This window comes from Aeromonas popoffii (assembly GCF_000820025.1).
In the GTDB taxonomy this organism is placed as follows: Bacteria; Pseudomonadota; Gammaproteobacteria; order Enterobacterales; family Aeromonadaceae; genus Aeromonas; species Aeromonas popoffii.
Window position 1 is genome coordinate 40531 of sequence record NZ_CDBI01000014.1, and the last position, 13015, is coordinate 53545.

Genomic DNA, 13015 nt, shown 5'->3' on the forward strand with positions numbered 1-13015 from the left:
CGTTAGTTTATATCTGCCAGACGCACCAGCACCTTACAGTTCGGCGTAAAAAATGGCGTCATTGTCTTATTGGCAATATCACAGCCAACTGTTTTGAAGGCTTCCTGATAATCTGAAAAATCGAACACATGACTGATCAGCTTTGCCACTGGAATGTCACCATCCCGGATCATCACATAGGCCCGCTCAAAACTGTTATTCAAGGAGTCGATGGATCCAATGACAGACAGACTTTTATCTGCAATTTTCAACACATCCAATTTGGCATGTTTGTCTTTCAACGCCACATTCAGTAGTTTCCCACCCGGAGCCAAATGGGAGAAAACAAGCTCGGTAAGTTGGCCGGTCGTATCGACACACAAGTCGATCTGACTCTGTTTACTGCCGTATTCCTGTTCCAGTGCCTGCTCGAAATCACTATATAACATGGTCGATGGCGGCAGGCATTCCCTGGCGAACTCGCTACGGCCCGGATTGTTTTCCACCAGGAAGGGTTTGAGGCCTTGATGATACAAAACCCACAGATAGAGCATCCCCATTGGGCCTGCCCCGACCACGGCGGCCCGAATATTGGTGTGGGTAATCGCCAGCTTATCGACACCGGTAATGGTACAGCTCAGGGGTTCGGTCAGAGAAGCGGCTTCCATACTGACGTGGTCATCCAATTTGCGTAGAAAAGCCTCTTTGGCGCGATACTGATGAGCAAAAGCGCCATCATAGGACACACCGGCTTCGGTCCCCATTTTTTGTTCGCAGTGGTTGGGATTGCCCGTCTGGCACATCCTGCACTCGCCACAGGCATAAGTCGGGTTAACCACAACACGATCCCCAACCTTGAGCCTTGTCACTCCCTGACCAATCCGGGTCACAACGCCACTGGTCTCATGACCCAGCGTGGTGCCCGGCACGGCGACCGGATATGCGCCACTGATGATGCCAACATCAGTCCCACAAATACCGCATACCGCAATATCGACCACAACGTCATCCGCCTCAAGACAAGCAAGATCGTTTACCTTCACTACATCGACTTGCCACGACTTTGAATATTTGAGTGCCAGCATTATGCGACTTCCTTCACTAATGAATGAACTTTGCTCATTACAGAAAATGTTTCATCCAGCTTTAAAATAATTTCAGCCAAATGTTGACGGGTACAAATCAAGGGTGGACGAACTTTTAACGCCCGGCTTTTTCCATAACGCGCACCACGGATAATCAAGCCACGACTGGCAGCAATTTCTATTGCCTTGGCTGCATATTCTGCTGATGGTGTGTCAAAGCCAAACATGTAGCCTAATCCGCGAACACCTGAAATATCACGGTATTTGCTCTGCAGAGACAATAAACTATCACGCAAAAATTCTTCATTCTCTGTCACGTTTGCCAGAATCGCCTCATCCTCAATGATGTCAATGACCTCATTAAGCGCCACCAGGGATAGTGGGTTGGCCCCAGACGTGCTGGAGTGTTCAAAAGATTCCAATACATCAAGCTCTGGTTTCATCAATACCCCGGCAGTCGGAATACCGATACCACCAGCGCCTTTGGCAAATACTATGATGTCCGGGTCCAGCTCTTTTGCGTAACCATTAGAGGCAAAAAATGTTCCGGTACGGCCAAACCCCGTCTGAACTTCATCAGCAATTATAACAATGCCATTTTTATGGCAGAACTCCCTGAGAGACCGGTAAAACTCTTGCGGGATAACGATATTGCCACCATTACCCATAATCGGCTCGATAATAAGGCATGCTATATTATCGTTGGAACCTAACTGCAGCATTTCATCCAGATCAGGGTAACTCGCCAAAGAGGTATCATCAGCATTCATCGCCATGATACTTGGCGGGGTAGGTATTTTTAATGAACCCGCTATGTTGATGTTGAAATTCTTGATACGGAATGCATTGCCTGAAATCTGGGCGGTAGCGAGAGATTGTCCATGATGTGACAAATAAAGTGATATGACACCCGAACGCTTGGTATATTTTTGTGCCATTCTGATTGCACATTCAACTGCACCAGAGCCAGACACATCACGCAACCAGATTCTATCTATTGCGGGTGGTGTATGCTTGCGCAATTTTTTAAGTATGTGTTGCGACATTTCCCATGTGTAAGCAGAACTAAGGTGAGCGCATCTGTCTATTTGCTGCTTCAATTTATTGGCCAGTCGCGGATGAGTATAGCCAAGCGGAAGATTGAATGTTCCAGATGCCGCGTCTATATTCTTGACATCATCGACATACAGATATGGACCATCACCACGATAACGCGACATGTTTTTTGTGAAAAAGTCTTCCATTTATACACTCCTTAATTTGCTTACATACAAGCATCACATTTACCACAGCTCTTTATCTCTATGCAGATAAACCAGACTAGGCTCGGCCATTACTTGCATAAAAAATTGGACGTGGTTTTCCCCTGCCGAATAATTACATCAGCAGTTATTACACGAGCAAGCGTGCTGAACTTTACAGAATAAAGCACAGTGTATGAAGAGTCGGCGTTTATTAAAAATCACACAGCCAAGACATGCAATAATTAACAATTTCATCAGCTAAAGTATTGGCCAGCGTAATTAATACTGATGATTTTGTTAAATAACATACATCACTCTACAGACACACTCAGTGATTAAGCGTCTATGTTACATATCACACTCCATCCAAATACCAAGCATCTTGAACAATAAACATCCGAGAGGAAAGTGACCGGTTCAATCAAGCATCAGCAGGAACTGAAACCCATCAAAGATTGATCTTCAGCTGCCACTTTAAAAAATGACCAACATTGCAGATACAAATAATCGATGCCCAAAAACACTAATAATACTAATATCCCATACAGATTCACATGTCACCAAATAGTTTCCAATGAGCCCCCGGAAAGCGGTTTCATTTGGTCATGAATGACAATTAAAAACTTTAAAATCAGATTTAAATTTCATCATAGCTGGAAAAAACAAACTCTATAACTTTGATATAACAATTTAATAGTTATTTATTTCATTTTTAGCTACTTCTTAAGCGTGACCTCCTCATTGAGAGTCTAACAGCGGAGAGTGTTCTGTTTTAATCCCTTAAATGACAATTAAGATATTAATGTTTCAGGTGTGCACCTTATTGTGACGAGCCCTCCCCTCCCTTCGTCACAAATGACGAACGTCAGATGTCGACACAGTGCCACGCCCTTATTACGGCGCAACGCCAAATTTAAACCCTATTTAAAACAGCATCTTGGAATCAATTTCACGCCCCGGACCAATCTGGCCCGCATTTTGCCATCTTGCCCCTATTCTCTCCGTTCGCGACACGACAAGGTAGGCTATGAACCGCTTCGTTATCGCTGACCCCAAGCTGTGTATTGGCTGTGGCACCTGTATGGCGGCCTGCAGCACGGTGCACAAGGCGCAAGGTTTGCAGCAAGCCCCCCGTTTAACCGTCATGCGACACGAGCAGGCGACCATGCCGGTTCAGTGCCGTCACTGTGAAGAGGCCCCCTGCATCAAGGTGTGTCCGGTCGAGGCGATCCGCCAGACCGACGATTGCGTGCAGCTCAACGAGTCACTCTGCATCGGCTGCAACCTCTGCGCCGTAGCCTGCCCGTTCGGCGCCATCCAGAGCGGTGGCAGCCGTCCGGTGGCCATGGCCAATAGCTACGACACCTATATCCCCTGCTCCATCCGCTCCAGCAACCCCTCCACTTCTGCCGGTCTGCGCTGCTTTGGTTCAGATCTGCTGAGCTGGGAGCCCGGCGTGCGCAGCATCGCAGTCAAATGCGATCTGTGTGAGTTCCGCGCCGATGGCCCCGCCTGCATCGAGGCCTGCCCCTCCCAGGCGCTCTCTATCGTCAACGACACTGCCTGTGCCAACGCCGCCCGCGATCGCCGCCTGCAAGCGGCCAATGCCCACCCACAAGGTGCCCCCGCATTCTCGGCGTCTGCTTGCGCGACCTCAGCTTGCTCAACCGCCACGGCGACGCCTGTTTCATCCGACGCTTCACTCACTGAGGGCTCCTGCTGATGTTGTCCCCGCTTGTTATGGGCACCCTTGTGCTCTTCCTATTGGGCGCCGTGGCCGGTCTGCTGCTGCAAACGTACGCCTCTTTGGCCAACCGCCTCAATAGCGGCTTTGCCCTGTTGGGTTCGCTGGCCGGTGTGGTTGCCGCCATCAAGGCCCTGGCCCAAGATGCGCCGATCGACGGCCAGATCTGGCTACTGGGTTCGGTGCATCTGGATATGCTGGCGGCACTGATGCTGCTGGTAATAACGCTCGTGGGCGTCGCCGTCTCCCTCTACTCCTTTGCCTATATTCGCGAATATCAGGGCAAGGGGGATGTGGCCATTGGCGTGCTGATGAACCTCTTCCTGTTCGCCATGGTGGGCATGGTGCTGGCCGACAACGCATTGGGCTTTTTGCTCTGCTACGAGCTGGTGACACTCACCACCTACTGGCTGGTCAAAACCAACCCGGAGGCCGCCAAACAGAGCCGCCTTTACCTGGTGATGAACCATATCGGCATGGCGCTGGTACTAGTCGCCTTCTGGCTGCTCTGCCGCGAGTCAGGCTCGCTGGAGTTCGCAGCCCTTCGTGAGCACCATCTGGCGGGCACATTGGCCTCGCTGGTGTTCCTGCTCAGCTTCTGCGGCTTTGGCCTGCGCGCCGGTTTCGTGCCGCTGCACGGCTGGCTGCCCGTCGCCGAGCCCGTTGCCCCCTCCCATATCTCGGCGCTGATGTCGGGGGTGATGGTGAAGCTCGGGCTGTTCGGCATTTTGCGGGTCAGCATCGATTTTCTCGGCGCCAGCCAGCTCTGGTGGGGTTACATGGTGCTGATCTTCGGTGCCTGCTCGGCAGTGCTCGGGGTGCTGTTTGCGCTGGCCGAGCACGATCTCAAGCGGCTGCTCGCCTACCACACGGTCGAGAACATCGGCATCATACTGATGGGGATGGGGATCGGCATGATCGGCATCGCCAACCAGCAACCGGTGCTGGTGGTACTGGGGCTGCTCGGTGCCCTCTATCACCTGCTCAACCACGCCATCTTCAAGAGCCTGCTCTTTATGGGCACAGGCTCTGTGATGTTCCGCCTGCACACCCGCGACATGGACAAGATGGGGGGCCTTGCCAAGCTGATGCCCTGGACCGCGCTGGCGTTCCTTATCGGCGCCATGGCCATCTCGGCGCTGCCGCCGCTCAACGGCTTTGTCAGCGAGTGGTTTATCTATCAGGCGCTCCTTTCCATGACCAGGCTCGGCACCTCTGTGGTGGCCCCACTGGCAGTGGTAATGCTGGCAGTGACTGGCGCCATGGCGGTGATGTGTTTCGTCAAGGTGTACGGCATCTGCTTTTGCGGTGCACCGCGCAGCGAAAAAGCGAGTCAGGCCCGCGAAGTGCCCCATGCCATGGTGGCAGGCACCCTGCTGCTGGCCGCAGCCTGTCTGGTGCTGGGTCTGGGCGCCCCCTGGATTGCCCCCTTTGTCAGCGGCTACGGTCAGGCCCTCGTCTCCGCTCACGTCACGGGCCAGATGAGCGTTGCCACCGGTGCGACCCTGCTACCGCTCGACAGCTCTCAGGCGATCCTCTCACCGCCCGTGATTGCCATCACCCTCTTTGGCCTCTTCCTGATCCCGCTGCTGGTCGTGGCGCTGTTCAAGGGACCCAAGCTCGGTCGTCGTCACGCTGGCACGCCGTGGGCCTGTGGTTATGCCTACGAGGAGCGCATGAGCCTCACCTCCGGTGGTGTCACCCATACCCTGCGCCAGCTCTGCGCTCCCCTCTATCGCAAACAGCCCCTGCTCGATCTGGCCACTGCGCTGCACGGGGTGAGTGCGTCGTCCTCTGCCGCTGGCTGGCTCTTGCACGGCCTTGTGCTGGCGTTCTTTATCCTGATGGCTGTAGGAGTCTGATATGCCTGTTCTTGAAATGCCGAGCTGGGGCATGGTGGCCCTCGCCCTGACCCAGGCCATCGCCATGCTGGCGCTGGCGCCGCTGGCCACCGGGTTCAACCGGGTGCTGCGGGCAAAAATGCACTCCCGTCAGGGGCCAGGTCCGCTGCAGGATTACCGGGATATCGGGAAGCTCCTGCGCCGTCAGGAGGTCACCCCGGAGCCTGCCGGCATCCTCTTCAACCTGATGCCTGCGCTGCTCATCGCCGCCTTGATGCTGGTGGCGATGGCGCTACCTACCCTGACCCACAAGTCCCCCTTTCCCATCGCCGGGGATCTCATCACCGATATCTACCTGTTCGCCATCTTCCGCTTCTTCTTCTCTCTGGCGGGGCTCGACAGCGGCAGCATGTTTGCAGGTATTGGTGCCCGCCGCGAGCTGACGCTGGGCATTCTGGTGGAGCCTATTCTGATGCTCGCCTGCTTCATCATGGCGATGATGGTGGGCAGCTCGGATCTGGGCAACATCAGCAGCTATGTGGCCACCCAGCCGCTGGCTGCGCCCATCGCAACCCTGTTGGCCGGGGCCGCCTGCGCCTTCGCGGTGTTCGTGGAGATGGGCAAGCTGCCCTTTGACTGCGCCGAAGCAGAGCAGGAGTTGCAGGAAGGGCCGCTCACCGAATACTCAGGCGCGGGACTGGCGCTGCTCAAGCTCGGCATCGGCCTCAAGCAACTGGTAGTGGTGCAGCTCTTTTTGGTGATCTTCCTCCCCTTCGGCAAAGCGGCGAACTGGAGCCTGCCCGCACTGGCAGTGGCTGCCCTGATCCTGCTCTGCAAGCTGCTGGTGGCCTTTGGGCTGGCGGGCATTATCGAAAATGCCATGGCCCGCACCCAGTTCGTGCGCACCCACAAGCTCACCCGCTATGGCTTGGGGCTGGCCCTGTTGGCCCTGCTCGCCTATCTGGTCGGGGTATAAGCCATGAGTGCCTTCACAGCTGCTTTTTCCGATTTCACCTTTTCCGATTGCTCATTCCCGAACATAAAGTGAGAACTGCATGACCATCGCCATTTCGGATCGCATCGGTTGCGACTATATCCAGCAACTGCGAGCGCAACTGCCCCACGCCATCATCGACGAGCAGTGGCAGACCGCCGATCAGGCCACCCTGACCGTCAAGCCCACCAGCCTGGTGGCCCTCACCAGCCTGATCTTTCACAAGCAGGGGGGCTGGCTCTCGGTTTCATTTGCCAATGACGAGCGCAGTCTCAACGGCCACTTCGCCGTCTACCACGTCTTCTCCATGGAGGGCGACACCAAGAGCTGGATCACAGTCCGGGTGCTGGTCAACGCCATTGAACAGGAGTACCCCTCCATCACCCCGACCATACCGGCGGCGGTATGGGGCGAGCGGGAGATCCGCGACATGTACGGCCTGCGCGCCGTCGGTCTGCCGGACGAACGCCGTCTGGTGCTGCCGGATGACTGGCCCGAAGATATCCACCCGCTGCGCAAAGACGCCATGGATTACCGCCAGCGCCCCATGCCCACCACCGACACCGAGACCTACCCCTTCGTCAATGAGCTGGGCAATGAGGCCAACCGCATCGTGCCGGTCGGCCCGCTGCACATCACCTCGGACGAGCCGGGACATTTTCGTCTGTTTGTCGATGGGGAAGACATCATCGACGCCGACTACCGCCTCTTCTATGTCCATCGCGGCATGGAGAAGCTGGCAGAAACCCGCATGGGCTACAACGAGGTGGCGTTTCTGACCGACCGGGTCTGCGGCATCTGCGGCTTTACCCACAGCGTCGCTTACACCACCTCGGTAGAGAACGCCATGGGCATTAAGGTGCCCGAGCGGGCCAAGATGATCCGCGCCGTGCTGCTGGAGGTGGAGCGCCTGCACAGCCACATCCTCAACATCGGCCTGTCGAGCCACTTCACCGGCTTCGACACCGGCTTTATGCAGTTCTTCCGGGTGCGGGAGAAATCCATGACCCTGGCCGAGCTGCTGACCGGTGCCCGCAAGACCTACGGCCTCAACCTGATTGGCGGGGTGCGCCGCGACATTTTCAAGGAAGATCGCATCAAGGGCGCCCAGCTGGTGCGGGAACTCCGTGATGAGCTCAAACCCCTGGTGGCCATGCTGCTCGACACCGCCAACATCACCTCCCGTCTGGTGGGGATAGGCCGCCTCGACCCGCAAATCGCCCGCGATTTCAGCTGCGTCGGCCCCATGGTGCGGGCCAGCGGCTTCAAGCGTGACGTGCGCCGGGTCCACGACTTTGCTGCCTATCGCGAACTGCCGATGGAGATCCAGACCCTGGCGGGTTGCGACGTGCAGTCCCGGGTGCTGGTGCGCATCCACGAGCTCTACGACTCCCTCGACATGATTGAGTTCGGTCTTGAGCACCTGCCCGAGGGGCCACTGCTCACCGAAGGGTTCACCTATCAGCCGGGCAAATTTGCGCTGGGCTTTACCGAAGCGCCCCGCGGCGAGAACGTCCACTGGAGCATGACGGGGGATAACCAGAAGCTGTTCCGCTGGCGCTGCCGCGCCGCCACCTACGCCAACTGGCCCGCCCTGCGCTACATGCTGCGTGGCAATACCGTGGCCGATGCGCCGCTCATTATCGGCAGTCTAGATCCCTGCTACTCCTGTACCGATCGGGTCACCCTGGTCGACCCCAAGAAGGGCAAGTCCACCGTGGTCTCCTACAAGGAGATCGAGCGCTACGGTATCGACCGCAAAAACTCTCCGCTGAAATAAGGGGTCATCATGATCAAGCTGTTCAAGACCATCCTCAAGGCTGGCACACCGACCGCCAAGTACCCCTTCGCCCCCTATGAGGTGAACCGGGATTTTCGCGGCAAACCGAACTATCAGGCGGATCAGTGCATCGCCTGCGCCGCCTGCACCAAGGCCTGCCCGGCCAATGCGCTGGTGATGGAAGTGGACATGGAGACCGGCGAGCGGCGCTGGGAGCTCTCCATGGCGCGCTGCATCTTCTGCGGCCGCTGCGAAGAGGTCTGCCCGACCCGCGCCATCGCCCTCTCCCCCGAGTTCGAGCTGGCAGTGACCAACAAGGCCGACCTGTATGAGGAGGCCCGCTTCGCGCTGGCCCCCTGCACCCTGTGCGGCACCTACTTTGCCCCGAGCAAACTGGTGGCGCTGGTGGAGGACACCCTCAAGCAGGCAGGTACGCCGCTCGCTCGCGATGCCAAGCCGCTAGCGCCGCCAGAGCGACTGCACCACTGCCCCGACTGCAAACGAAAACAGAGCATGCTGAGCCAGCCTGACTCGGCCCTGACCACACCGATGGCCACACCGATAGCCGCACAACAGGAGTGGATGTGATGAGCAAGATCAAAGGCATAGAACCGGTTGTCGGCCATGCCCATACCCGCGCCGTGCCACTGGCACAGGATCCCGAGATCACCAAACTCAAGAAGACCCTGCTCAAAGACATTCGCCGCTCGGCCTATGTCTATCGGGTCGATTGCGGTGGCTGCAACGCCTGCGAAATAGAGATCTTCGCCACCATCACCCCGCTGTTCGATGCCGAGCGCTTCGGCATCAAGGTGGTCGCCTCCCCCCGTCACGCCGACATCCTGCTCTTTACCGGCGCGGTGACCCGGGCAATGCGGGTACCGGCCCTGCGCGCCTATGAGGCCGCCCCCGATCCCAAGATCTGCATCGCCTACGGTGCCTGCGGCTGCGATGGCGGCATCTTCCACGATCTCTACTGCGTCTGGGGCGGCACCGACAAGATCGTGCCGGTGGATGTCTATATTCCGGGCTGCCCGCCCACGCCGGCGGCCACCATCTACGGCTTTGCGGTGGCGCTCGGCCTGCTTGAGCAAAAACTCAAAGCCACCAGCCACGAGGTGCAACCGGGGGCGCGGGTGGAGCTGCGCCACACTGGCATCCCCAATGAAATTCGGGTGATGATCGAGCGTGAAGCGCGCCGCATGGCCGGTTATCGTCAGGGACAGATCATCGCCGACGAGTTTATGGCGCTGCTCGAAGGGGCGACCCAGCAGGATGTGGATCTGCGCATCCGGAGCTATCTCGATCAACATGACGACCCGCGCCTGTCGGAGATCGTCAACAACCTGGCGGGCGCCTGCCTTAACCGGGGGTTGAGCAAAGGGGAGCCCGTACATGGCTGACCAGGTTTACTTTTACCGCCTCTCCCGCAAGTTTGTGGATGAGCAGTTCGATGTGCCGGAAGAGGCGAAAGAGGTGATCTACTACAGCCTCGCCATCGGCCACCACCTCGGCATTGTCGATTGCCTGAGCGCCGATCTGGTCTGCCCGCTGGCGGGTTATCGCGACTGGGTGGCCAAGCTACCCGTAGGCAGCGAGGCGCGCCGCAAGATGGAGGGGTTTCTCACCTTTGGCGAGATCACCATCTATCGCGAGCACTGCCACATGCTGGCCTGCGCCTTCGACCGACTGCGCAAGACCGACAATGTGCTGGATGAGCAGGAGCTGGGCTGGACCGACACCTTTATGGATCAGCTCACCGCCCTCTATAACGACCCCCATATGTACCTGATGGTAAGGAGCCGCTGATGGGCTGCAATCTCGTGTTGACCGTGGGCAATGCCATGATGGGGGACGACGGTGCCGGCCCTTGGCTGGCGGACAAACTGCAAGCCGCCCCCCTGCCCGGCTGGATCCATATTGACGGCGGCATCGCGCCGGAAAATGCGGTCTACAAGGTGCGGGAGCTGCAACCGGCGCGGGTGGTGCTGGTGGATGCCGCCGAGATCGGCGAGAAGGCGGGCACCCTGCAGGTGATCCCCCCCGACACCATCGCCGAGATGTTTATCTTCTCGACCCACAATATGCCGCTCAATTTCCTGATCGACGAGCTCAAGACCTTTGTTCCCGAGGTGATCTTTGTCGGGGTGCAACCGGCCATCGTCGCCTTCTCCTTCCCGATGACCGAGATGGTGAGCGAAGCGATGGATTATCTTTATCAACATCTTGATGCCGCCAAGGACACCCGCTTGTTAATAGAGCGGCTGGACCAGTGGAATATTACCAACGCCGAGCGATGACTATGCACAGGCCTGTTAACGCCCGTTATTGACTGACTGCTTTGGCAATGTGATAAACACCCGGTGTTAAATTAAAAACATCGGGTTAATCGTGCTGAACTTGATATAAAACAAGGTTCTTTTGATTTTTCAAAAAACCGCTAACTCTCGCTTTTTTATGATAAAAAAGCGTTGCCAGTCACAAAAAATTGCCACAAAATAGCGTCCATAGTGGAAGTTGATGGGGTCTGGTGGCCTCCTCGGTCTTCAAAACCGATGTGAGCCGAGAAGGCTTTGGCAGGTTCGATTCCTGCCTCTTCCGCCAATTTAATATATTGAGCAAATGTCATCTCGCTGATGTTTATTGGCCTGAATGCTATTTTTAATCGCTTGTTCAATATGTTTGAAGCAATACCTTTAAAGAAGGTGCTTGCCGCTTGCCAATATAATCCGAACACAGGTTATTGCTCTGGCCAACTATTAATTTATCAGCATAAATAGACCATTTATTTATGCACTATGTTTGCAACAATCCGCAAACCGCCAGCACTGAAATAACCCGTCAGCTCGGCCTCTTTATCGGCGACCGGTGTGCATGCCAAACCCACGCACTGCCCTGGTAATCCCATGCCGAACCCGTCTCATGCGCCAGCCATCGCCCACAGCCAGCCCGTATCAGGTCCGACTGCCGACGATTCACTGCCACAGCGTCGCTTACCGCAAGTGGAACAGCTGCTGCAGCAACCCTTTCTCGCTGGGTTTATCCATGCGCTGAGCCGCCCGCTGGTGACCCAGGCGGTGCGCGAGACCCTGAGCGAACTGCGCCAGAGCGAGGCGTTTCGCCAGCACGGGGTTGCCCCCGAGCACATTGAGGCGCTGATTGCCAAGCGCTGCCAGCAGCAGCTGCGCCAGCGTCAGACTAGGGTGATCAACGCCACCGGCACCCTGGTACACACCAATCTGGGGCGCTCGCCGTTAAGTGCCGATCTGTGGGACGAGGTGCGCGACCTCAACACCGGGTACAACAATCTGGAACTGGATCTCGCCACCGGCAAGCGCGGCGGGCGCAAGGGGCTGATCGCCCCCCTGCTCCGTTGCCTCACCCAGGCGGAGGATTCACTGGTGGTCAACAACAACGCCGCCTCCCTCTTCTTGCTGCTGCAAGAGGTGGCCAAGGGGCGCGAGGTGATCGTCTCGCGCGGCGAGCAGATCCAGATTGGCGGCGGCTTTCGCATCCCCGACATTCTGGCGCTCTCCGGCGCCAAACTGGTGGAGGTGGGCACCACCAATATCACTACCGCCAAGGATTACCTCGATGCCATCACAGATCAGACCGCGCTGGTGCTGATGGTGCACAAATCCAATTTCGCCATTCGCGGTTTTACCGAATCCCCCGATATTGGCGAGGTGGCCCGCGCCTTGCCCGAGCACGTGGTGCTGGCGGTGGATCAGGGCTCGGGCTTGACCACCGAAGAGTTTGCGCCGGATGAAACCTCGGTGCGCCAATACATCAAGGCGGGGGCGGATCTGGTCTGTTACTCCGGCGACAAGCTGCTGGGCGGCCCGCAATCGGGCATCATCAGCGGACGCAGCGATCTCATCAAGCGGCTGGAAAAACACCCCATGATGCGCACCTTCCGCCCAAGCCGCATCGTCTACTCCCTGCTCGAACGCCTGCTCATTCACAAGCTCAACAAATCCCCCATCGGCGAGGGCATCGCCCAGCGCACCTTGAGCAACCCGGCCGCCATGCAGGCGAGAGCCTCCCAGCTGATGGCCGCCCTGCCCGGCTGCTTTGTGCCCGTCCCCGCCCAGCTGGTGGTGGGCGGCGGCACCTTGCCGGACGAGTTCTATCCGGCGCCTGCGCTGGAGTGCACCGACCCGCGTCCGGCCCAGCAACTGCTCGATGCCCTGCGCGAACTGCCGGTGCCGGTGATTGCCACCGTGCGCCAGCAGAAGGTGCTGCTCAATATGGCGACCCTGCTGCAGACCGAGATGGATCTGTTGATCGCCCAGCTTAACGAGCTGCTGCTACCTGCCTCGATCAATGCAACAGAGGAGTCCTGATC

The 13015-nt window shown here is 57.3% G+C and carries 11 protein-coding genes and 1 tRNA gene; 10 read left to right on the plus strand and 2 right to left on the minus strand.

All coding sequences use genetic code 11. From position 1 onward, the window contains the following. Positions 1 to 2: 2 nt before the first annotated feature. Both BN1129_RS02460 and BN1129_RS02465 read right to left on the minus strand, forming a co-directional pair. Positions 3 to 1064, minus strand: a complete 1062-nt coding sequence (locus BN1129_RS02460) for a zinc-dependent alcohol dehydrogenase (protein WP_042034278.1) — start codon at positions 1062 to 1064, stop codon at positions 3 to 5. After that, complete coding sequence (locus BN1129_RS02465) at positions 1064 to 2308, minus strand: class-III pyridoxal-phosphate-dependent aminotransferase (RefSeq protein WP_042034279.1); 1245 nt, start codon at positions 2306 to 2308, stop codon at positions 1064 to 1066. Before BN1129_RS02465 ends, BN1129_RS02460 begins: the two co-directional genes overlap by 1 nt. Before the next feature lie 1027 nt (positions 2309 to 3335). On the opposite strand from BN1129_RS02465, the gene BN1129_RS02470 reads away from it, so the two are divergent. The 10 genes from BN1129_RS02470 (at position 3336) to selA (ending at position 13013) form a co-directional block, all read left to right on the plus strand. Further along, positions 3336 to 4031, plus strand: a complete 696-nt coding sequence (locus tag BN1129_RS02470; protein WP_042034280.1) for a 4Fe-4S dicluster domain-containing protein — start codon at positions 3336 to 3338, stop codon at positions 4029 to 4031. Continuing rightward, positions 4031 to 5914: a hydrogenase 4 subunit B gene (gene hyfB, locus BN1129_RS02475; protein WP_042034281.1), complete on the plus strand. Its 1884-nt coding sequence runs from the start codon at positions 4031 to 4033 to the stop codon at positions 5912 to 5914. Before BN1129_RS02470 ends, hyfB begins: the two co-directional genes overlap by 1 nt. Before the next feature lies 1 nt (position 5915). Beyond that, on the plus strand, positions 5916 to 6869 hold the full coding sequence (locus BN1129_RS02480; protein ID WP_042034282.1) for a respiratory chain complex I subunit 1 family protein: 954 nt from the start codon (positions 5916 to 5918) through the stop codon (positions 6867 to 6869). A 79-nt stretch (positions 6870 to 6948) separates the two neighbouring features. After that, positions 6949 to 8667 carry a hydrogenase large subunit gene (locus BN1129_RS02485; protein WP_042034284.1) on the plus strand — a complete coding sequence of 573 codons (1719 nt, stop codon included), beginning with the start codon at positions 6949 to 6951 and terminating at the stop codon, positions 8665 to 8667. Positions 8668 to 8676: 9 nt separating this feature from the next. Further along, the gene (locus BN1129_RS02490; protein ID WP_042034285.1) at positions 8677 to 9255 is read left to right on the plus strand and encodes a formate hydrogenlyase complex iron-sulfur subunit; all 579 of its coding nucleotides are present in this window, start codon (positions 8677 to 8679) and stop codon (positions 9253 to 9255) included. Then, on the plus strand, positions 9255 to 10070 hold the full coding sequence (locus BN1129_RS02495; RefSeq protein WP_042034286.1) for an NADH-quinone oxidoreductase subunit B family protein: 816 nt from the start codon (positions 9255 to 9257) through the stop codon (positions 10068 to 10070). The genes BN1129_RS02490 and BN1129_RS02495 overlap by 1 nt, the downstream gene beginning before the upstream one ends. Continuing rightward, positions 10063 to 10476, plus strand: a complete 414-nt coding sequence (locus BN1129_RS02500) for a formate hydrogenlyase maturation HycH family protein (RefSeq protein ID WP_042034287.1) — start codon at positions 10063 to 10065, stop codon at positions 10474 to 10476. Before BN1129_RS02495 ends, BN1129_RS02500 begins: the two co-directional genes overlap by 8 nt. Then, positions 10476 to 10967, plus strand: coding sequence for a hydrogenase maturation peptidase HycI (hycI, locus tag BN1129_RS02505; protein ID WP_042034289.1), 492 nt, complete (start codon positions 10476 to 10478; stop codon positions 10965 to 10967). Before BN1129_RS02500 ends, hycI begins: the two co-directional genes overlap by 1 nt. 212 nt (positions 10968 to 11179) lie before the next feature. Then, positions 11180 to 11271 (plus strand) — tRNA-Sec (locus BN1129_RS23040). Between the two features lie 302 nt (positions 11272 to 11573). Then, a complete protein-coding gene (gene selA / locus BN1129_RS02510; protein ID WP_042034291.1) occupies positions 11574 to 13013 on the plus strand; it encodes an L-seryl-tRNA(Sec) selenium transferase in 1440 nt (479 codons plus the stop codon). The last annotated feature ends 2 nt before the right edge of the window (positions 13014 to 13015 follow it).

Coding starts and splice junctions, on each gene's coding strand:
- BN1129_RS02460 (WP_042034278.1), bottom strand. CDS start 1,064: ATGCTGGCACTCAAATATTCAAAGTCGTGGCAAGTCGATGTAGTGAAG.
- BN1129_RS02465 (WP_042034279.1), bottom strand. CDS start 2,308: ATGGAAGACTTTTTCACAAAAAACATGTCGCGTTATCGTGGTGATGGT.
- BN1129_RS02470 (WP_042034280.1), top strand. CDS start 3,336: ATGAACCGCTTCGTTATCGCTGACCCCAAGCTGTGTATTGGCTGTGGC.
- hyfB (WP_042034281.1), top strand. CDS start 4,031: ATGTTGTCCCCGCTTGTTATGGGCACCCTTGTGCTCTTCCTATTGGGC.
- BN1129_RS02480 (WP_042034282.1), top strand. CDS start 5,916: ATGCCTGTTCTTGAAATGCCGAGCTGGGGCATGGTGGCCCTCGCCCTG.
- BN1129_RS02485 (WP_042034284.1), top strand. CDS start 6,949: ATGACCATCGCCATTTCGGATCGCATCGGTTGCGACTATATCCAGCAA.
- BN1129_RS02490 (WP_042034285.1), top strand. CDS start 8,677: ATGATCAAGCTGTTCAAGACCATCCTCAAGGCTGGCACACCGACCGCC.
- BN1129_RS02495 (WP_042034286.1), top strand. CDS start 9,255: ATGAGCAAGATCAAAGGCATAGAACCGGTTGTCGGCCATGCCCATACC.
- BN1129_RS02500 (WP_042034287.1), top strand. CDS start 10,063: ATGGCTGACCAGGTTTACTTTTACCGCCTCTCCCGCAAGTTTGTGGAT.
- hycI (WP_042034289.1), top strand. CDS start 10,476: ATGGGCTGCAATCTCGTGTTGACCGTGGGCAATGCCATGATGGGGGAC.
- selA (WP_042034291.1), top strand. CDS start 11,574: ATGCCGAACCCGTCTCATGCGCCAGCCATCGCCCACAGCCAGCCCGTA.